Raw genomic sequence first — 18,503 nt, 5'->3', positions numbered from 1 at the left:
TACAAATTAGTTACCAACCTTCTTATCGTAAACAGCTTTTTCAAAAGGCTTAACATCGGTAACACCATATCTTTCGCTTTTTGTAATTGCCATTTCGTCAAGAATGTCTACAAAGTTTTTATATACCGCATCGTCAGTAGGCTTGATAATCACTGTAAACAGATCTTTCTTTTTAGCCTTTGCTTTTGCTTGCTTAATAATTTCTCTAATACCTTCTCTATCTAATGAAGTTTCCATTAAAGTTTGGTCATTAAGTCCTGCCGGATCTTGCTGATGCCAAAAAACTCTATTGTCTTTTCCTAATAGAAGAGTAATTGAATTAGATAAGTCAATTTCTGTTGGTGGAGGTTTAGGCTGATCTTCTCTCGGTTTAGCCGGAAGACCTAAATCCATCACATTTGGTTTACTAAACGTTGATGTAAACATAAAGAACATCAATAGTAAGAAATTAAGGTCAACCATTGGAGTCATATCGACTCTGGGGTTGTTTTTCTTGGATCGAACCTTGCCACCCTTGGCACTCTTATCCTGTACTTGTACTTCTGCCATTTCTTCTTCTCAATTATTCGTTAGGTTTACCTTCTTGTGACGTAATCAACCAAAATTTAAGAAAATCGATATCTCTTAAACCCTCAAATAAACTTTTCACTTTAGGATATTTAGTTGTAACGTCTCCTTTGATTGCTAATTTGTAATCAGGGTTAACGCTTAAACTCTCTTTTACCCAGTCGGTTAATTGTTTATTTGTACTATCCATCGGAATCCCTGTAGGACTCTTATAATTTTTCTGCTCATCTTCTGGCAAATCCAAGTAGCTTTTCAATTGGTTCATAGGAACCCCAATTGCCTGTACTTTTTGAAATGCAGCTTTTTGTTTATCGTCAAAAGTAACATTGTACTTCGCACCCATTTTCTCTAAAAGCTTTAATCTCTCTGTTGCATTTTCTACCGGTTGGAAGTAAAATTTACCATCCGGAGTAGCATTAATTGTCATTAAACTTGCATCAGGAAGTAATTTCTCAGAGATTGAAGATGGCGGTTTGATTTGCTCCACATCAGGTTTTTTAAACTGAGTGGTCATAATAAAGAACGTAAGTAGTAGGAACGTAACGTCACACATTGCCGTCATATCCGTAACTACACCATGTCTTTTTGGTTTTATTCTCGCCATTATTTATTATCTAATTATTAAAACTTCTTTTTTGTGTAAAAACACAGACTCACACAATATCTTAGTGGAATTCTGCGAAAGACTGCTGAATGCTCATTGCGATCTCGTCGATCTTATAAGTCAATCCGTCAATCTTAGAAGTAAAGAAGTTGTAAAGGATAATTGCTACTGCAGAAGTACCAATACCTAATGCCGTATTGATCAAAGCTTCAGAGATACCGATTGATAATGCAGCTGCATCCGGAGTACCACCTCCAGCTCCTAATGCAAAGAATGCTCTAATCATCCCGATTACCGTTCCTAAAAGTGCTACCAACGTTGCAACAGTACCTAAAGTAGAAAGGATCATCATGTTTTTCTCTAACATTGGCATTTCAAGAGTTGTAGCCTCTTCGATAGCTTTGTTAAGAGCAACCATTTTCTGCTCTTTATTTAGAGTTGTATCGTGAGATAATGCTTTGTAAGTGGTAAGACCTTCTTTTACAACGTTCCCTACAGAACCTTGCTGTCTGTCGCACTCTTCTAAAGCTTCGTCAACTTTATTGCTATTTAATAAACTTCTTACTTTAACTACGAAGTTATCTACGTTACCTGCACCTGAAGCTTTGTTTAAAACAAAATATCTTTCAAATGAGAAAACGATTACAGTAATCATGAATGTTACCAATAATGGTACAATAACACCTCCCATGTAGATCATTCCCAAGAATCCTTCTGGATGCATTTCTTTACCTTCTACATCAGAAAACGCTACTGACGCACCTGCCAATCTTGGATCAGCTTTAAAATTACCCGGGCTACCCAATACGAATAACCAAATACAAATTCCTATAACTAATAGAATAGGAATAATTACAGCTGGATTAAGACCTCCTGCTTTTCTAGCAACTACTTGCTCATCATTTTTTGAAACATTCATTTCCATATTTAACTAAATTATATTGTTTTAAAATTTTAGAGTTTGTAAAATAAAGGCAAAAATAATTAAAATACAAGAGTATGAGAAAACATTTTATCTTTTTTTCAAAGGTTTAATATACCCTAATTCTAAAAACGCAATTATTTTCAGATATTTTATTAATTTTTCCAGATTTTGAAAAATACATTTAAAATTTAAAAAAATTAGATATGTTTTTTTTATAATTTACCAATGTTAAATTTCTTTTAAATCACAATATTTACAATTTTTTTAGGCACAACTATGATTTTCTTAGGCGTTTTTCCTTCCAAAATTTGTCCCATTTTGTCATCCTGAAGCACTGAATCTTCAACTTCCTTTGGAGATAGTTGTGCAGATAATGAAATTTTGAATTTCATCTTTCCATTTACACTTACAGGATATAAAATTTCGTCTTCAACAAGGTATTCCTCGTTCAGTACAGGGAATTTTTCAAATTCTATTGTCTCGACATGCCCCAATCTATTCCATAATTCTTCACAAATGTGCGGAGCATAAGGAGAGATGATAACGGCAAGAGGTTCTAAAATATTGCGTTTGTTACATTTTATTTTTTGCAATTCATTTACAGCGATCATAAATGAAGATACAGAAGTATTGAAAGAGAAGTTTTCGATGTCGTAAACAACCTTCTTTATTAAGGTATGTAAAACTTTATATTCTGCTTTTGTTGGCTCTTCGTCAGAAACAGAGAAAGTATCCCCGTCAAAATACAGGTTCCAGAATTTTTTAAGGAAACCGTACACTCCACTTAGACCTTGTGTGTTCCAAGGCTTGGATTGCTCCAACGGACCTAAGAACATTTCATATAATCTTAAACCGTCGGCTCCATATTCTTCACAGATATCATCTGGGTTTACAACATTGTATTTTGACTTAGACATTTTTTCTACTTCACGGCCTGTGATGTATTTTCCGTCTTCTAAAATAAATTCTGCATCTGCGTAATCCGGTCTCCAGGTTTTGAATGCTTCTGTGTCTAACTCATCAGAAGTCCCTTTTAATAAAGATACATCAACGTGGATTGCCTGAGTTGTATAATCTTTTGCTAAATTTTTAGATACATATTGATTAGTCCCATCAATTCTATACACAAAAGCACTCATCCCCAAAATCATCCCCTGATTAATCAATTTTTGGAAAGGCTCATCATGATTAATATATCCTCTGTCTTTTAAGAACATATTCCAAAAACGGGAATACAATAAGTGACCGGTTGCGTGTTCACTACCTCCGATATACAAATCTACCTGTCCCCAATAATCCGAAAGTTCTTTGTTCGTGAAAACTTCTTCATTTTTCGGATCCATGTATCTTAAGAAATACCAAGAGCTTCCTGCCCAACCCGGCATTGTAGATAATTCTAACGGAAAAACCGTTTTTTCGTCAATTAAATTCGTATCAACAACTTTTTGGTTCGCTTCGTCCCAGGCAAAAGTTTTTGCATTTCCTAATGGCGGATCTCCATCTTCAGTTGGCAAATATTTTTCAACTTCAGGAAGTTCCAAAGGCAAGGCAGAGGTCGGCAACGTGTAAGGCATTCCATCCTTATAATATATAGGAACCGGTTCTCCCCAATATCTTTGTCTTGAGAAAATCGCATCACGCTGTCTGTAGTTCGTTGTTCCGTGACCGATTCCTTTCTTTTCAATGGCAGAAATAATTAATGCTTTTGCATCGTTATAATTTAATCCATTTAAGAAATCAGAATTCACGCAAACCGAATCTTTAGAATCGAAAGAAGCTTCCTGAACATCTTCGTCAGTTTCTACAACTTTTTTAATTTCTAAATTAAATTTCTTTGCAAATCTGTGATCACGCTCATCATGCGCAGGAACAGCCATTACAGCACCCGTTCCATACCCCATTAAAACATAATCTGAAATATAGATCGGCATTTTTTCTCTGCTAAACGGATTGATCGCATAACTTCCCGTGAAAGCACCTGAAACGTTTTTCACGTCAGACATTCTATCACGTTCTGTTTTTTTGGAAGTTTCTTCAATATAAGTATCTACTTCAACTTTTTGTTCTGATGTAGTAATAGTTTCCACTAAAGGGTTTTCCGGAGCCAATACCATAAAAGTGGCTCCAAAGATGGTGTCTGGCCTTGTCGTGAAAACCTCAACAATTTCGTCATGACCATCAACATTGAATTTCACCTGTGCCCCCTGAGATTTTCCGATCCAGTATTCCTGAGAATCTTTCAAAGGTTGTGGCCAGTCCAAAGTTTTTAAACCTTGTAATAATCTTTCAGAGTAAGCCGAAATTCTCATGCTCCACTGCATCATTTTCTTTTGGAACACAGGAAAACCTCCCCTTTCGGATTTTCCGTCTTTTACTTCATCATTGGCTAAAACTGTTCCCAATGCAGGACACCAGTTCACCGTTGTTTCTGCTCTGTAGGCTAAACGGTAATTTAAAAGGATATCTTCCTTATCCATTTCGGAAGCTTCTTTCCATTCTTCTGCGGTGAAATTCAATTCATCGTTCTGATTGGCATTTAGTCCTTCTGTTCCTTTTTCTTCAAAACGCTTAACTAAAGTATAAATAGATTCTGCTTTATTTGTATCCTTATTATACCAAGAATGGAACAATTCAATGAAAATCCACTGTGTCCATTTATAATAAGAAGCATCGGAAGTTCTTACTTCTCTGCTCCAGTCGAATGAGAAACCGATTTTTCTTAGCTGCTCCTCGTATCTTGTAATGTTTTGCTCAGTTGTAATCGCAGGATGTTGCCCTGTCTGAATTGCATACTGCTCAGCAGGAAGTCCGAAACTGTCATAACCAACCGGGTGGAGCACATTGAAACCCTGATGTCTTTTGTATCTCGCATAAATATCGGAAGCAATATATCCAAGCGGGTGACCTACGTGAAGTCCTGCTCCGGAAGGATACGGAAACATATCGAGAACATAAAATTTTGGTTTGTCTGTGTTATTGGAAGTCTTGTACGTTTGGTTGTCTTCCCAGTATTTCTGCCACTTTTTTTCTATCTGCTGATGATCGTAAAACACTTTAATTATAGATATTAGATGTTAGATATTAGATATTAGATTTTTTACTTCCAATTCTAATTTTCACAAAAATAATGAATTTAAAAGAAATGGAAATTGAATTTTGAATTAAATATAATGCGAAACTTATAAACAAAAAAATCTCATCTTTCGATGAGATTATATATTTAAGTAAAATATTTAGCAATTATTGCGTAACTCTTTTGAAAGTATACGTTATAGATTTATAAACTGTAGGATCAGTTGTATCTTCAATTTTAAGGTTCATCGTCTGAGCATTCAGTAAAGTTATTTTACCTTTATCTGCAACAACAGTTCCCTGATATTTGATCTCAATGTTTTTTTCAGAAGCATTATAAACGTAAGAAAAATTACGTTCCGAAATCGTACTGCATGTTGGAGTTGATCCAGCCATATCTTTATTGGTTCTTTTTCCGGAAAGATTTTCATTAAAAACCCATCTTGATTCTTTCTGGCAATCTGTGTAAACAATTTCGTCAGATCCTCCTGTTCCGTCCAGTTCCACTTCAGTAATTACTTCTTTGGTTGGAGACCAGGTTCCTACAAGCGGAAACACCTGTTCCGGAGCGTCATCGTCGTTACACCCTGTAAAAGCTAATAATGATAATCCTGCAAATAATGCTAATTTCTTCATAGATCAAATTTTTCAAGGCTTAAAATTATGATTTATTTATATTATTAAACATATTTTTTGAAGAAATATTATAAAAAATTATTATATCGTATCTTTTTGTCTTTGCAAATGCTTTAAATGACGTTGATTTAACAAATATTCAACAGGCGGAATAGATCGTATTCTGTAAAAAAAACTATTTTTGCACAAAACACGACTAATGCAAGACATCACGAAAAATAATTTTGACTTCCTCCGCGTTCTATTGGCTTTTATTGTTTTCTTAGGACATTTAGGAGCTTTAAGTGCTTCTGCAGAACTTAAATTCCTTGAACATAGCCCTGTTGAAATTGCAGTTTTCGGATTTTTTGTTGTGAGTGGTTTTTTGATTGCAAGAAGCTACGAAAGATCTTCAAGCCTGAAAAGTTATTTAAAGAAGAGAATAAAAAGGATTGTTCCTGCTTATTTACTGGTCATTTTTCTATGTGCGATATTGCTGAGTTTAGTAAGCACTTATTCTTTTTCAGACTATTTTACCAACGCCCAGGTTTACAAATATCTGTTGTGGAATTCCTTATTTTTAAATTTTAAAGCACCCTGGCTTCCCGGAGTTTTTGGAAATCAAGCGGTAAACGGAGCTCTTTGGACACTTAAAATTGAGATGTGTTATTATTTTTGTGTTCCGTTATTGTTTTTACTTTTTGGAAAGAATAACAAATACAGAAACAGCAGTTTAATTATACTTTATTTTTTATCGCTTGCTTATCTTAATTATTTTGAGTCTTTGGGTAAGATTTCTGTGGCAAAACAGCTTCCGGGAACTTTATCTTATTTCATTCCGGGAATGTTGATTTATTTTAATTTTGAAAAATTTATCAAATACAAAAATCTGCTTTTCATCATTGCCATTTGTATGGTCTGGATTGATTTACTGATCAACATTCAATTATTCTCTCCGATGATGATCGGCATTATTGTATTATATATAGCTTATTCATTTAAATTTTTAAATAATTTTGGAAAATATGGTGATTTCACTTACGGAATTTATATATTTCATTTCCCAATCATCAGAACGTTTACAACATTAGGTCTTTTTGAAGATTACAATCCTTATCTGATGGCTGTAATGTGTATGCTGATTGTCATCGCGGTCGGTGTCAGTTCATGGCACTTTTATGAAAAAAGATTTTTATAATTTTAATATTAATTTTACAGCACGAATGAAAGACTTAGTTTCCATCATCACACCATGTTACAATTCCGCCGAATTTATCGAGGAAACCATACAATCTGTGCTTAATCAGACTTATGAAAACTGGGAATGGCTAATTTCTGATGACCGATCCAAAGACAATACTATTGAAATTATCAAAAAATATAATGATCCAAGAATAAAGCTACAGGTTTTGGAGCAAAACGGAGGTGCAGGAAATGCAAGGAATAAAAGCCTTGAGAAAGCTCAGGGAAGATATATTTCATTCTTAGATTCCGATGATCTCTGGTATCCTGAATATCTTCAGGAAATGATCAGTTTTATGCAGAAAAAAAATGCCGAATTGGCCTATTGCAACTATTCCAGATGTGATGAACACACCATGGAGCCTACTTTGAAAGATTTTGAAGCCGATAAAATAGTAACTTTTTCTAATCTCCTTAAAACCTGCAGACTTGCGCCTGTTTCTACCATTTATGATACCCAAAGAGTCGGAAAATTTTACTTTCCTGTAAAAAGCAAACGTGAAGATCATGTGATGTGGCTGAATTTACTGAAAGAAATCCCGAAAGGATATCCCTTAAAAAAAACATTAGCAAAATACAGAATGCGTGAAAACAGTGTTTCCAGAAAAAAACAAAACATTATAAAAGATCAATATCTTGTATATAAAGATTTTATGGGATTCTCTACATTAAAATCACTGTACTACACCGCAAACTGGGCATTGAACGGATTTATGAAATATTCTAAAATATTTAATTAATGGAATATTCTAAAGAATTTAAAACAGCACTAAGCCAGCTTTCAAGTATCGAAAAAGACCGATTAATCTTCAGGCTTCTGAAGAAAGATAAAATTCTTTCTAAAAAATTATACTTCGAATTAATCGATGAAGAAACCACTGATCAGAAACGTGACCAGATGGAAGAAATTGTAAAAGAAAAAGTAGAATATGCCGCCAAATACATCAGTAATCAAAAATATTTCATTGTACTTATCCGTAAAATAAGCGCTGAAATAACAGAACACGTAAAGGTAACCACCGATAAATTTGGCGATGTTTCTTTGAATTTATTTTTAATTAATCAGATTTTAAAATACAACGATAAACTGAGCAGACAGAGATTCAATGACATTTATAAACTTTACCTTTATATTATTAATAAAATTGTAAAGGCTTTAGCTTTAACTAAGAAACTAGACGAAGATTATTGGATGGAAATCGACCAACTTCTTTCAACCGTATATGAAAAAGTAACCAACAATATTTATCTCGAAAAACTTTTCATTAATAATGGAATCGATTTTAATTGGTTTAATGTCGAAAGGATCCCGGATCATTTTGACCTGATTATTAAGGATATTAAAAGTCAGGGATTTTTAAAGTGACAAGATCTTACCAATAATCAATTTGGTAGAATTCGGCTGTTTTTCAACAAATCCGGCTGCATTTTCAGACATATCATTTAACAGCTTTTCATCTTCCATCAAGCTTATAACAAATCTGGCTGCAGAATTTTCATCTTCAAACGATTTTCCTCCATTTGCGGCAATCAGATGATCTGCTTCTGGATTTTTTTTGTAATGATTTCCGAAAATTACAGGAACACCAAATGTTGCTGCTTCCAGAATATTATGAAGCCCCGCATCATGAAATCCACCACCTACAACTGCAATATCTGCGTAAGAATAAAGTCTGGAAAGAAGTCCGATATTGTTAATGATTAAAATATTGGTTGTTGGTTGTTGGTTGTTGGTTATTGGTAATTCACTATACAAAATAGAATCTGGAAAAATTTCTTGTAAATATTCCACTCTTTTTAAATCGTGTGGAGCAATGATTATTTTTAAATCAGAATAATTTTCGGAAATTATTTTTGCAATTTTTTCTTCAGCCTGCCACGAACTTCCAAATACAATTACTTTTCTTCCATCGATAAATTCCTGAACGAAATCAACATGATTATCTCGAAGCTTTAATTGCTTTACCCTGTCAAATCTTGTATCTCCCGTTACCGAAGAATTTAGTAGACCAATACTTTTAGCCAAAACATAAGAATGCTGCGTCTGATGAAAAAACCAAGTAATATTTTTTTTCAATTGTCCGACAAACCATTTTCCGTAAGTTGTGAAAAAAGACTGACTTTCATAAAACAATGCTGAAATCACAAAAGTTTTCACATTCCGGGACTTGAGTTCAGCGAGAAGGTGATACCAGTAATCGTATTTTACCGTGAAAAACAATTCGCATTCAAACTGGGAAACAAATTCTTTTAGGGAACTTTTTTTATCAAAAGGGAGATAGCAAACCGCATCTGCAATATGTTTTTTCTTGATGACATTTTCATAACCTGAAGGCGAAAAAAAAGTAATCAGGATCTTGTGATTCGGAAAATTTTCTTTTAGCTTATCTAAAACAGGAAGCCCCTGTTCGTATTCTCCAAGACTTGCAGCGTGCATCCACAAAACCTTATCAGATTTTGAAAATGCAGATTTTACAATCGATAAAGATTGTTTTCTTCCTTCAACACCTTTCTTCGTTTTATCATGAAACAATGAAAAGACTCTCATTCCGAAAACAAGCAGACTGACAAATATGGAGTATAAAAAAGCCATTAACTTTTCATTAAACCTTTAAAAAACTGAATTCCACCAAAAATTACAGCTCCGTAAGCAATAAAGCCGCCTTTTCCGCTTGCAACAGAAACTAAGGTAACGGCAAGACCCCCAACAAACCAAAGACCGCCATAAAGCACATCTTTATTCGCCTGCTTTTTCTCAAAAACCTCTCTCTGGAAAGCCTGTTCACGTCTTAATTTTTCCAGCTTTTTGCTTTCCTCATTCATCGTTTCAGAATACTGGGGCTGAGAATTAAAATATTCCTGATAGTTTGCAACATTTTTGCTTTCAAACAACTCAAACTCGAGCTGTGAAATAGGTTTTCCCTGAGCTTCACAAAATGCTGTAATCAGTTTTTCTATTTCTTCATTAATCTGAATTCCTCTTCTTTTAATTTCAGAATACGCCAAAATCACCGTTTCCTCGGTGTAATATGGCCAACTTACCAAAATCTCTGAAAGCTGGAAACCTTTTGAATTTGAAATTTGAGCTAATGTTCTTGTGGTTTTCATGTCTAGTTTAAAAATTACCTGTAAATATACGCCGCAATAATTGCAGCCATTACACTTATAAAAATAAAAGGTATAAATATCAAAATATGAACTCTTGCTTTAGAATCTGCATTAAAGCTATAACGGAATGTATAATCCTGAATATTTAAAAATAACAACAGGACAAGGCACAAAAGCCATTTCATCAGAAGAATCATGATGAAAAACTGCACCGATGAATTATTGTCAGTAATTTCTACAGGAAAATTACCTGTTTCCGGATTTTTAGCGATAAAAAAGAAAGCAACATAGAAGATTGCTGATAAAATAGGCAACAAGAAAGCAAATCTTTTCTTCCCAAAATGATCCGGCTTACCTTCAAAATCAAAGTGGGTAGGAATTTTCTCGGGAAGTTTTTTATATGTTCTTAAAGTGTAGATCCACAGAAGCAGAATCAACAGAAAATTCAGAACATCCAAAACAGTAAAAATTACACTTCCCATAAAATTTAAAGAATGCTTTTAATGACTCTTAGTTTATGAGTATGTTTATTCATTTCTTTATTGAAAATTCCGCTGGAATCAAGCGTATCGATTCTTACTTTTCCTGAAGCATGAATGATTTTTTGGTTTTCAAGCATAATTCCGACATGAATAATTTTTCCTTCAGAATTTTCGAAAAAAGCTAAATCTCCGGGTTGGCTTTCTTCTACAAAAGTCAACGCCTCTCCTACTTCTGCCTGTTGATAGGTATCTCGAGGCATTTTCACATGATGAATTTTATAAACCAGCTGCACAAAACCCGAACAGTCTACTGCAAAAAAACTTTTCCCACCCCACAAATAAGGAATATTCAAAAATTCTTTTGCCGTCAAAGCGATACTTTCTCTAAGATCATGACTGCGTCTTGAAGCAACAGCAGGAAATTCAACTTCAGAACCCATTGACAAAAGTGTTTTCCCGTCATTGGTCATTACAGACGAAAAATCTTCCGTAATCAAAGTTACTTTTCTGTTGGCAAGATATTCGTCGCTTACCGGTTTAATCTGTTTGGTATCCATCCAGCCTTCGTACCCATCGTAATGCATTTTTATTTTGGTCCAGTTTTTATTCACCTCCAAAATATCCGCACTTTCACCGAACAAAATTTCGGTAACGATTTCTGCTTTATCTGAATTTTCAGCACGAACAGGTGCCACGGTAACGATACAAATTCCTTTATTCATTTATATTTTATTAAGATTAAGGTTGAGACAAAGGCTGAGAAAAATTACTGTGTAAAATCTTGACCTTAAAATCAACCTCAAATTATTTCCTTCTCAGAAAATTCACTCCGTCCCGCAAAGGTAAAATAAGATTTTCAAAATCTTCATCTTTTGCCACCAAATCATTAAGCTCTTTAATAACCTGAGTGGATTTTTGCTTTGGATTTTCGTCTAAAACTTTTCCGTACCATAAAACATTATCAAACATTACGACAGAACCCGATTTTGTTTTAGGTTTAATCAATCTGAAATATTCTGCATAATTTTCTTTATCCGCATCAATGAAAACCAGATCAAAAATCTCATCCGTGTTTCTCAAAAATTCCTTTGCATCCTGAATTTTAAAATCAATTTGTTCTGAATATTTGCTTTCAGAAAAATATTTTCTTGGCAGATAGGCTAGATCTTCATTTACATCAAGTGTTATAATTTTTCCTTCCGAAGAAAGGCCTTCTGCTAAACAGAGTGTTGCATATCCGGTAAACGTTCCAATTTCCAAAACATTTTTTGGTTGGATCATTTGAGAAACTATGGTTAAAAGCCTTCCCTGCTGATAACCGGAAATCATGTGTGGTTGAGTTGTTTTCTGAAAAGTTTCCCTTCTCAGTTTTTTAAGAATTTCAGGCTCAGATGAGGCATGATTTTCTAAATACCTGTCCATTTCAGGATTTTTTTCTTCAAAAAAGCTCATTATTTTTTATTTGTTCAAATTTAATTAAAATAAATCGTGTGCTGTCCGAAATTTAAAGCACGCATAAAAATTACCGTAAAAACACGGATTGTCTACATCATCACCCCCGATTACCTTTGCATCACTGCTTTAAGAAAATCGAGGTAAATACTATATGGAAACAAAAATAAATTTATCCGTTGCAAAAGGAAACCAAAAAAACACAAAAACTTCTCCTTATGCAACAAGCACAACCCGAACCAGTAAACGCAGTCAACTTTTAAAACAGATTATACAACTCTTAAAAAAAGAAGATGTAGTCTAAAAACACAAAAAAATTCCGATAATTGCTTATCGGAATTTTATATTTAAAGATCTAAATTCTTATTTCTTTTCTTTGATGTCCATCAATTTCATGAATTCATCCAGCTTAGGCATGATGATAATTTCAGTTCTTCTGTTTTCTGCTCTTCCGGAAACACTCATATTTGTAGCTTTCGGATTGTATTCAGAACGTCCACCCGCAGTAATTCTTGAAGGATCAACTCCGAACTGCGCCTGTAAAACTTTCGCTACCGCTGTACCTCTCAATGCAGAAAGATCCCAGTTGTCTTTCGGAAGATTTGAAGAGTTCAAAGGTGCATTATCTGTGTTACCTTCGATCAGTACAGAATATTTGTCGTAATCGTTAATTACTTTTGCTACTTTCCCCAAAACTTCCTGAGCCGCCGGCAAAACGTTATAATCTCCTGTCTTATAAAGCATTTTATCTGATAATGAAATCATAACAACACCTTTAAGAACTTTTACCTGAACATCATCATCCGTTACATTATCAAGAGATCTTTTCAGTTTATTTGATAAAGCTAAATTTAAACTGTCGTTTTTAGCATTTGCTGAAATAAGCTGCTTGATATAAGAGTTTGACGCATTGATCTCACCCACCAATTTATCAATATTAGCAGAGCTTTTTCCGGTATTTGAAAGACAAGCATCCAAAGACGATTTCAAAGCATCGTGCTGACTTTTTAATAAGTTATTTTCTGCCATCAATGTAGAGTTCTGTCCTTTCAGATCCTGAATTTCGCGTTGTCTCTCACCGATATTTTCGATACACTGTTTGTAGTTGCCACTAAGAGCATCATACTGTTTTTTACTTACGCAAGATGTCATTCCCAACACCACTGCCGAAGCCATTAAAATTTTAAAAATCTTCATAAATAAACTTTTTAAACGATTTCAAAGGTAACAAAATTCATTTTAATAATAAGGTTTATCTTTGTACAAAAGAAATTCTAAGCATGAAGCTTTCAAGATCCGCTTTCGAAAAACAACTTCAAAATCTTATTAAGTTATCTGAAAACCAAACTTATCTTTTAGCGGTAAGCGGCGGCGCAGATTCTATGGTCTTGATGCATCTGTTTAATGAATTACGTGGTTCAGGATACCAATTTCAGGTTGCGCACATTAATTATAAACTTCGTGATAAAGATTCTGATTCTGATCAAAAAGTGGTGGAAAATTTTTGCAGAAAGAATGATATTAAATTTCATTTATATAAAGTTTCGGAGAAAGATAAAAAACCAGACAACTCCATTCAGCTTTGGGCAAGGGACATTCGTTATAAGTTCTTCAGAGAAATTCAGGAAAAGGAAAATTTAGATTTTCTCGTTACAGCGCATCATCTGAATGACCAATTGGAAACTTTCATCATCAATCTTTCAAAAGCTTCCGGAATAAATGGTTTAAGCGGAATTCCGGCAAATGAAAACAATATTCTTCGACCTTTACTAAATTTTTCAAAAGAAGAAATTTACAGATTTGCAGAGGAAAACAAAATTGATTTCCGTGAGGATCTTTCCAATAAAAAAAATGATTACCTGAGAAATAAAATCAGAAATGAAATCGTCCCGAAACTTTCGGAGACCAACGAACAGTTTTTGGAAAATTTCAGAAAAAGCATTTTGTATTTAAATCAAACCAAAGATTTTGTACATCAACAAATCGAAAAGATTGAAAAAAATATTTCAATAAAATCTGAAGAAAACATTATTTTAAATAAAGAAAAACTAAGTCAGGAAACTGAGTTTATTCAGTTTGAAATTTTAAAAAAATATGGTTTTAATCGGCCTGAAGAAATTCAGAAAATCTTCATTACTGAAACCGGAAGTATATTTTATTCAAAAGAATATAAATTAATTATCAACAGAAACAAATTGATTTTCATTGAATTAAATTCAGATATTGAAATTCAGGAAGAAATCATTTTAACTAATACCACAGAACTGCATCAAAAACACTTTAGCATCGACATTTCGCAGTATATTGAGATCATCGAAGAAATCAATAAAGACTTCAATTGGGAATTCGATGCCGAAAAACTTGCTTATCCGCTGAAACTTCGCACCAAAAATGAAGGTGACTTATTCTACCCTATCGGTTTTTCAGGGAAAAAGAAAGTTTCTAAGTTTTTCAGGGACGAAAAATTGTCTATTTTAGCGAAGCAAAAAATCTGGCTTCTTGCAGATGCAAACGATTATGTTTTAGGCATTATTCCGTTCAGACAAGACAGACGATATGCAAAAGATGAGAAAACCCAAAAAGTTCTCGCAATTTTTAATCGAAAGTAAAATGAAATTTAAAAACTGGTTTTTACTGATTCTTTTGTTTTTGGCAACAGGAATCAATGCACAAATCAAAAATCCCGTAAAATTCAAATTCGCCGTCAACGACCTTGGTAATAATCAGTACGAAGCGGTGCTGAATGCAACGCTTGAAAGCGGATGGCACATTTACTCAAGAGACATTCCGGAAGACACTGGAATTCCGACAGAATATGTAGTTTCCGGAAAAAACATCGAACTGATAGGGAAATTTCAGGAAATCGGAAAAAAGCATGAAGAATTTTCTGAAGCTTTTGGCGGAACGATTATTTATTACTCAAATTCTGCCGGTTTTAAGCAAAAATTTAAATTAAAAGATCCTACAAAACCTGGAGATGTTGTTGCCGAAATCACCTACCAAACTTGTGATGACCGGGTTTGTCTTGCTCCGAATACTTTAGAGTTTAACAAAACAGTTACTCCAACCGGAGCTGCAGAAACAGCTACCGATGAAAAAACAGAACCCGCAAAAGACTCTGTAAAAACTGTAGAAACTGTGGCTGAAAATCCGGAAAAAGGAGAGATTACCGTTACAGAATCTTCAAAGCTTGACCCGAAACAGTTAAAAATTGCTTCTATTGATATTGCAAAACCTTTGACAGATTGCGGAACAGGTTCATCAAAAATCGACGAAAATTATTGGACGTATCTTTTATTGGGTTTCCTTGGAGGTTTAATTGCTTTACTGACTCCATGCGTTTTCCCGATGATCCCGTTAACGGTTTCTTTCTTTACTAAAGGAAATAAAAATCCCGCAAAAGGAAAAAGAGATGCTTTAGTTTATGGATTTTTTATTCTTTTGATTTTTGTTTTATTAAGTCTTCCTTTCCATTTAATTGATGGAATTGCAGGAAATATTTTTAATGAAATTTCAACCAACGTTTGGCTGAATATTGTATTCTTTATCATCTTTATTTTCTTCGCAGGAAGTTTCTTTGGATATTACGACATTACATTGCCAAGCTCGATTGCCAACAAATCTTCAAAAGCTGAAGAAGCAGGCGGAATGATTGGTATTTTCTTCATGGCTTTGACTTTGGTAATTGTTTCATTCTCTTGTACAGGTCCAATTTTAGGTAGTTTACTAGGAAGCGCCATTACAGGTTCGGCAAACGTTCCGATGTTGTTGACATTTGCTTTGGGTGGTTTCGGATTGGCTTGGGCGATTGTTTTCGGATTATTGGCTCTATTTCCTCAAGCTTTACAAAGCCTTCCCAAATCTGGCGGTTGGATGAATACCGTGAAAGTAGTTTTAGGTTTTGTGGAATTGGCTTTGGCTTTAAAATTCTTATCAAAAGCAGATTTGGTTTCTAAAACATTCTTGATTAAAAGAGAACTATTCATCGCCATCTGGATTATCGTTGCGATTGGATTGGTTATTTATTTATTCGGATTAATACGATTTCCGCATGACGATAAAAAACCGAAAATTTCTATCACAAGAAAAATTATTGGTGTTTTAGGAATTGGTTTTGTTGTTTATTTAATTCAGGGATTAATTCCTGCTGAAAGACCAAAACTGCAATTATTGAGCGGAATTTTACCTCCACTAAATGTAAGTTATTTCCATGACGAAAAAGATGGAATTTTAGGAATGCATCCTGAACATGACTTTTTCAATGCGATCGAATTGGCTAAAAAAGAGAACAAACCCATCTTAATAGATTTCACAGGATACGGTTGTGAAAACTGCCGTAAAATGGAAGAATTTGTCTGGAGCGAACCAGATATTTTACCCATCCTGCAGAACGATGTTGTTCTTGCTTCGCTTTACGTAGACGACAAAGAAGAACTTCCTGAAGACCAAAAAACAAAAATTGATTTGGGAGACGGACAAGTAAAAAAAGTAAAAACAATTGGTGACCGATGGAGTTTATTCCAGACTGCTAATTTTAATAATAATTCGCAGCCACACTATGTTCTTTTAACTCCGGATGGAAAAGTGATTAATACTCCCGTTTCCGGATATATGGAAAAAGAGAAATTTAAAAAATTCTTGGAGTGTGGCGTAAACTATTTTAAGAATAATAAATAAAAATTTAAAAATATATTTAAAACTCATGCTGAAAAGTATGAGTTTTTTGTTTTTTAATTGGTTCTATTCAAGTTTATTAATTATTCATTAAAATATGAATAAATTTATTTAATTTTGAATAACCAACTACAATACAAACACTTATGAAATATTTTAAATCTATTCTTTTAATTTTATTACTTTCATCTGTTGCTAAATCACAAATTCCCACTATTCAATGGCAAAAATCTTTTGGTGGGTCAAATAACGAAACTGCCAAATCTATTGTACAAACCCCGGACGGAGGATATATCTCTGCCGGATTTTCAAATTCTTCCGATGGAAACGCAATCATAAATCATGGAGATAATGATTTTTGGATAGTGAAAATGAATGCTTCAGGAACTTTTCAGTGGCAAAGGTCCCTTGGTGGATCTGGAGATGATCAGGCAAATTCAATCTGTACTACTTCAGACGGAGGATATGTTGTCGCAGGATTTACAAATTCTACCGATGGAGATATTACCCTGAACAAAGGATATGCTGATTACTGGATTGTAAAACTGAATTCGCAGGGAAATATAGTATGGCAAAAAACCTTCGGAGGAACATCTCAGGACATCGCAACCTCCGTAAAACAAACTACTGACGGAGGATATATTGTAGCAGGATATTCAAGTTCAAGCAACGGAGATATTACAGGAAATCATGGCTTAACCACAACTGATTACTGGATATTAAAATTAGACTCCTCAGGAAATTTGCAGTGGCAAAAATCTCTTGGTGGATCTAATAGTGAAAGAGCTTTTGAAATCCAGCAAACGACTGACGGAGGTTACATTATAGCTGGCGACACCTACTCTTCAAATAGTGGAGATGTTTCCACTACAACAATAGGAATAAGAGACTTTTGGATTGTAAAAATCGGGAATACAGGAAATATTCTTTGGGAAAAGCGTTTTGGTGGCTCCGGAGAAGATAATGCTTACTCCATTGCCCAAACATCAGACAGTGGTTATATCGTATCGGGCAACACAACTTCAACAAATGGAAATATAGTTTCTAATAACGGGCAAGGAGATTTTTGGATCATAAAACTGGATGCTTTAGGAAATCTACAATGGCAGAATGCTCTGGGAAGTGTTACCTATGATCAGGCATATTCAATAAGACAAACACATGACGGAAGCTATGTAGCAGCAGGATATCTCTCTTCCAATACAGGAGTTGCCGAAGGTGAGCCATTGGCCTCCACTCAATTTTGGGTGGTGAAGCTTGATAATTTTGGAAACCTTTTATGGCAAAAATCTTATGGCGGGAGTGGAAACGAAGGTGCCTATAGTATTATTCCGACCTCAGATGGTGGATTGGCTTTGGCAGGGTATTCAAATTCAAATCCAGACAGCGGGGACGTTACCGGCAACCATGGTCAATTGGATTTTTGGATTGTAAAGCTAAGTGGATCTAAAGAATCATTAGGAACAACCGAGAGTAACACCCCTGAAAAGCCACAAATATATCCCAATCCTGCAAAAGACGTTCTCCACATCAACCATATTCCGAAAGAAAGTACAGTAACCATTTTTGATGTTGTAGGAAGAAAAATTTTCAGCAAAAAATATTCTCAAGCAAACACCTCCATAGATACTTCTCCTTTTGCAAACGGAATGTATATTTTTCAGATTAACAATGCAGAAAAAGATAATTTTTCAGAAAAATTAATTATTAAAAAATAAATCAACATACTTAAAACATCATAAAACCTTATTCAATTCATCTT

General features: G+C 34.3%; 18 protein-coding genes. 7 read left to right on the top strand and 11 right to left on the bottom strand.

The features are described 5' to 3' along the window. Positions 1-6 precede the first annotated feature (6 nt). The 5 genes from ACR1PN_RS16710 to ACR1PN_RS16690 form a co-directional block, all read right to left on the bottom strand. Complete coding sequence (locus ACR1PN_RS16710) at positions 7-549, bottom strand: ExbD/TolR family protein (RefSeq protein ID WP_433980949.1); 543 nt, start codon at positions 547-549, stop codon at positions 7-9. A gap of 13 nt (positions 550-562) precedes the next feature. Beyond that, on the bottom strand, positions 563-1,171 hold the full coding sequence (locus tag ACR1PN_RS16705) for an ExbD/TolR family protein (protein WP_433980948.1): 609 nt from the start codon (positions 1,169-1,171) through the stop codon (positions 563-565). Positions 1,172-1,232: 61 nt separating this feature from the next. Next, positions 1,233-2,096: a MotA/TolQ/ExbB proton channel family protein gene (locus ACR1PN_RS16700; RefSeq protein WP_378181032.1), complete on the bottom strand. Its 864-nt coding sequence runs from the start codon at positions 2,094-2,096 to the stop codon at positions 1,233-1,235. Between the two features lie 239 nt (positions 2,097-2,335). Continuing rightward, positions 2,336-5,149, bottom strand: coding sequence for a leucine--tRNA ligase (leuS, locus tag ACR1PN_RS16695; protein WP_433980947.1), 2,814 nt, complete (start codon positions 5,147-5,149; stop codon positions 2,336-2,338). A gap of 187 nt (positions 5,150-5,336) precedes the next feature. Further along, positions 5,337-5,804, bottom strand: coding sequence for a lipocalin family protein (locus ACR1PN_RS16690; protein ID WP_378181038.1), 468 nt, complete (start codon positions 5,802-5,804; stop codon positions 5,337-5,339). A 199-nt stretch (positions 5,805-6,003) separates the two neighbouring features. On the opposite strand from ACR1PN_RS16690, the gene ACR1PN_RS16685 reads away from it, so the two are divergent. From ACR1PN_RS16685 to ACR1PN_RS16675, 3 genes are read left to right on the top strand one after another with little or no spacing between them, the layout of a single operon-like run. Further along, positions 6,004-6,981: an acyltransferase family protein gene (locus tag ACR1PN_RS16685; RefSeq protein WP_433980946.1), complete on the top strand. Its 978-nt coding sequence runs from the start codon at positions 6,004-6,006 to the stop codon at positions 6,979-6,981. A 25-nt stretch (positions 6,982-7,006) separates the two neighbouring features. After that, entirely contained in the window at positions 7,007-7,765 is a 759-nt protein-coding gene (locus tag ACR1PN_RS16680; protein WP_433980945.1) for a glycosyltransferase family 2 protein, read from the top strand. Next, positions 7,765-8,391, top strand: coding sequence for a deoxyuridine 5'-triphosphate nucleotidohydrolase (locus ACR1PN_RS16675; protein WP_433980944.1), 627 nt, complete (start codon positions 7,765-7,767; stop codon positions 8,389-8,391). Before ACR1PN_RS16680 ends, ACR1PN_RS16675 begins: the two co-directional genes overlap by 1 nt. Here ACR1PN_RS16675 and ACR1PN_RS16670 read toward each other — a convergent pair. The 5 genes from ACR1PN_RS16670 to ACR1PN_RS16650 all read right to left on the bottom strand — a co-directional run bounded on the left by ACR1PN_RS16670 (position 8,383) and on the right by ACR1PN_RS16650 (position 12,067). Beyond that, positions 8,383-9,618 (bottom strand): 3-deoxy-D-manno-octulosonic acid transferase, encoded by a 1,236-nt coding sequence (locus ACR1PN_RS16670; protein WP_433980943.1) that lies wholly within the window; start codon positions 9,616-9,618, stop codon positions 8,383-8,385. The two genes, ACR1PN_RS16675 and ACR1PN_RS16670, sit on opposite strands and share 9 nt — an antisense overlap. Beyond that, positions 9,618-10,133 (bottom strand): hypothetical protein, encoded by a 516-nt coding sequence (locus tag ACR1PN_RS16665; protein ID WP_433980942.1) that lies wholly within the window; start codon positions 10,131-10,133, stop codon positions 9,618-9,620. Before ACR1PN_RS16665 ends, ACR1PN_RS16670 begins: the two co-directional genes overlap by 1 nt. A gap of 14 nt (positions 10,134-10,147) precedes the next feature. Further along, positions 10,148-10,615 (bottom strand): DUF1648 domain-containing protein, encoded by a 468-nt coding sequence (locus ACR1PN_RS16660; RefSeq protein WP_433980941.1) that lies wholly within the window; start codon positions 10,613-10,615, stop codon positions 10,148-10,150. Positions 10,616-10,620: 5 nt separating this feature from the next. Next, complete coding sequence (locus ACR1PN_RS16655; protein WP_378181059.1) at positions 10,621-11,337, bottom strand: NlpC/P60 family protein; 717 nt, start codon at positions 11,335-11,337, stop codon at positions 10,621-10,623. A gap of 82 nt (positions 11,338-11,419) precedes the next feature. After that, entirely contained in the window at positions 11,420-12,067 is a 648-nt protein-coding gene (locus ACR1PN_RS16650; protein ID WP_433980940.1) for an O-methyltransferase, read from the bottom strand. A gap of 154 nt (positions 12,068-12,221) precedes the next feature. Between ACR1PN_RS16650 and ACR1PN_RS16645 the strand changes: the two genes are divergently transcribed. Then, a complete protein-coding gene (locus ACR1PN_RS16645) occupies positions 12,222-12,371 on the top strand; it encodes a hypothetical protein (protein WP_433980939.1) in 150 nt (49 codons plus the stop codon). 59 nt (positions 12,372-12,430) lie between these two features. Here ACR1PN_RS16645 and ACR1PN_RS16640 read toward each other — a convergent pair whose 3' ends face one another. After that, positions 12,431-13,264: an OmpA family protein gene (locus ACR1PN_RS16640; RefSeq protein WP_378181065.1), complete on the bottom strand. Its 834-nt coding sequence runs from the start codon at positions 13,262-13,264 to the stop codon at positions 12,431-12,433. A gap of 83 nt (positions 13,265-13,347) precedes the next feature. Between ACR1PN_RS16640 and tilS the strand changes: the two genes are divergently transcribed. The 3 genes from tilS (at position 13,348) to ACR1PN_RS16625 (ending at position 18,459) form a co-directional block, all read left to right on the top strand. Beyond that, positions 13,348-14,676 carry a tRNA lysidine(34) synthetase TilS gene (tilS, locus tag ACR1PN_RS16635; RefSeq protein ID WP_433980938.1) on the top strand — a complete coding sequence of 443 codons (1,329 nt, stop codon included), beginning with the start codon at positions 13,348-13,350 and terminating at the stop codon, positions 14,674-14,676. A 1-nt stretch (position 14,677) separates the two neighbouring features. Continuing rightward, entirely contained in the window at positions 14,678-16,744 is a 2,067-nt protein-coding gene (locus ACR1PN_RS16630; RefSeq protein WP_433980937.1) for a cytochrome c biogenesis protein CcdA, read from the top strand. 143 nt (positions 16,745-16,887) lie between these two features. Then, positions 16,888-18,459, top strand: coding sequence for a T9SS type A sorting domain-containing protein (locus ACR1PN_RS16625; RefSeq protein ID WP_433980936.1), 1,572 nt, complete (start codon positions 16,888-16,890; stop codon positions 18,457-18,459). Positions 18,460-18,503: the final 44 nt, after the last annotated feature.

The sequence above is a fragment of the Chryseobacterium sp. RLHN22 genome (assembly GCF_051011795.1).
Taxonomy (GTDB): Bacteria; Bacteroidota; Bacteroidia; order Flavobacteriales; family Weeksellaceae; genus Chryseobacterium; species Chryseobacterium zhengzhouense.
The sequence above is the reverse complement of the archived record's forward strand: the minus strand, read 5'-3'. Positions and strand labels throughout refer to the sequence as shown.

What these genes read in the sequence shown, in the direction of transcription:
- ACR1PN_RS16710 (WP_433980949.1), bottom strand. Translation starts at nt 549, where the DNA reads ATGGCAGAAGTACAAGTACAGGATAAGAGTGCCAAGGGTGGCAAGGTT.
- ACR1PN_RS16705 (WP_433980948.1), bottom strand. Translation starts at nt 1,171, where the DNA reads ATGGCGAGAATAAAACCAAAAAGACATGGTGTAGTTACGGATATGACG.
- ACR1PN_RS16700 (WP_378181032.1), bottom strand. Translation starts at nt 2,096, where the DNA reads ATGGAAATGAATGTTTCAAAAAATGATGAGCAAGTAGTTGCTAGAAAA.
- ACR1PN_RS16690 (WP_378181038.1), bottom strand. Translation starts at nt 5,804, where the DNA reads ATGAAGAAATTAGCATTATTTGCAGGATTATCATTATTAGCTTTTACA.
- ACR1PN_RS16685 (WP_433980946.1), top strand. Translation starts at nt 6,004, where the DNA reads ATGCAAGACATCACGAAAAATAATTTTGACTTCCTCCGCGTTCTATTG.
- ACR1PN_RS16680 (WP_433980945.1), top strand. Translation starts at nt 7,007, where the DNA reads ATGAAAGACTTAGTTTCCATCATCACACCATGTTACAATTCCGCCGAA.
- ACR1PN_RS16675 (WP_433980944.1), top strand. Translation starts at nt 7,765, where the DNA reads ATGGAATATTCTAAAGAATTTAAAACAGCACTAAGCCAGCTTTCAAGT.
- ACR1PN_RS16670 (WP_433980943.1), bottom strand. Translation starts at nt 9,618, where the DNA reads ATGGCTTTTTTATACTCCATATTTGTCAGTCTGCTTGTTTTCGGAATG.
- ACR1PN_RS16665 (WP_433980942.1), bottom strand. Translation starts at nt 10,133, where the DNA reads ATGAAAACCACAAGAACATTAGCTCAAATTTCAAATTCAAAAGGTTTC.
- ACR1PN_RS16660 (WP_433980941.1), bottom strand. Translation starts at nt 10,615, where the DNA reads ATGGGAAGTGTAATTTTTACTGTTTTGGATGTTCTGAATTTTCTGTTG.
- ACR1PN_RS16655 (WP_378181059.1), bottom strand. Translation starts at nt 11,337, where the DNA reads ATGAATAAAGGAATTTGTATCGTTACCGTGGCACCTGTTCGTGCTGAA.
- ACR1PN_RS16650 (WP_433980940.1), bottom strand. Translation starts at nt 12,067, where the DNA reads ATGAGCTTTTTTGAAGAAAAAAATCCTGAAATGGACAGGTATTTAGAA.
- ACR1PN_RS16645 (WP_433980939.1), top strand. Translation starts at nt 12,222, where the DNA reads ATGGAAACAAAAATAAATTTATCCGTTGCAAAAGGAAACCAAAAAAAC.
- ACR1PN_RS16640 (WP_378181065.1), bottom strand. Translation starts at nt 13,264, where the DNA reads ATGAAGATTTTTAAAATTTTAATGGCTTCGGCAGTGGTGTTGGGAATG.
- tilS (WP_433980938.1), top strand. Translation starts at nt 13,348, where the DNA reads ATGAAGCTTTCAAGATCCGCTTTCGAAAAACAACTTCAAAATCTTATT.
- ACR1PN_RS16630 (WP_433980937.1), top strand. Translation starts at nt 14,678, where the DNA reads ATGAAATTTAAAAACTGGTTTTTACTGATTCTTTTGTTTTTGGCAACA.
- ACR1PN_RS16625 (WP_433980936.1), top strand. Translation starts at nt 16,888, where the DNA reads ATGAAATATTTTAAATCTATTCTTTTAATTTTATTACTTTCATCTGTT.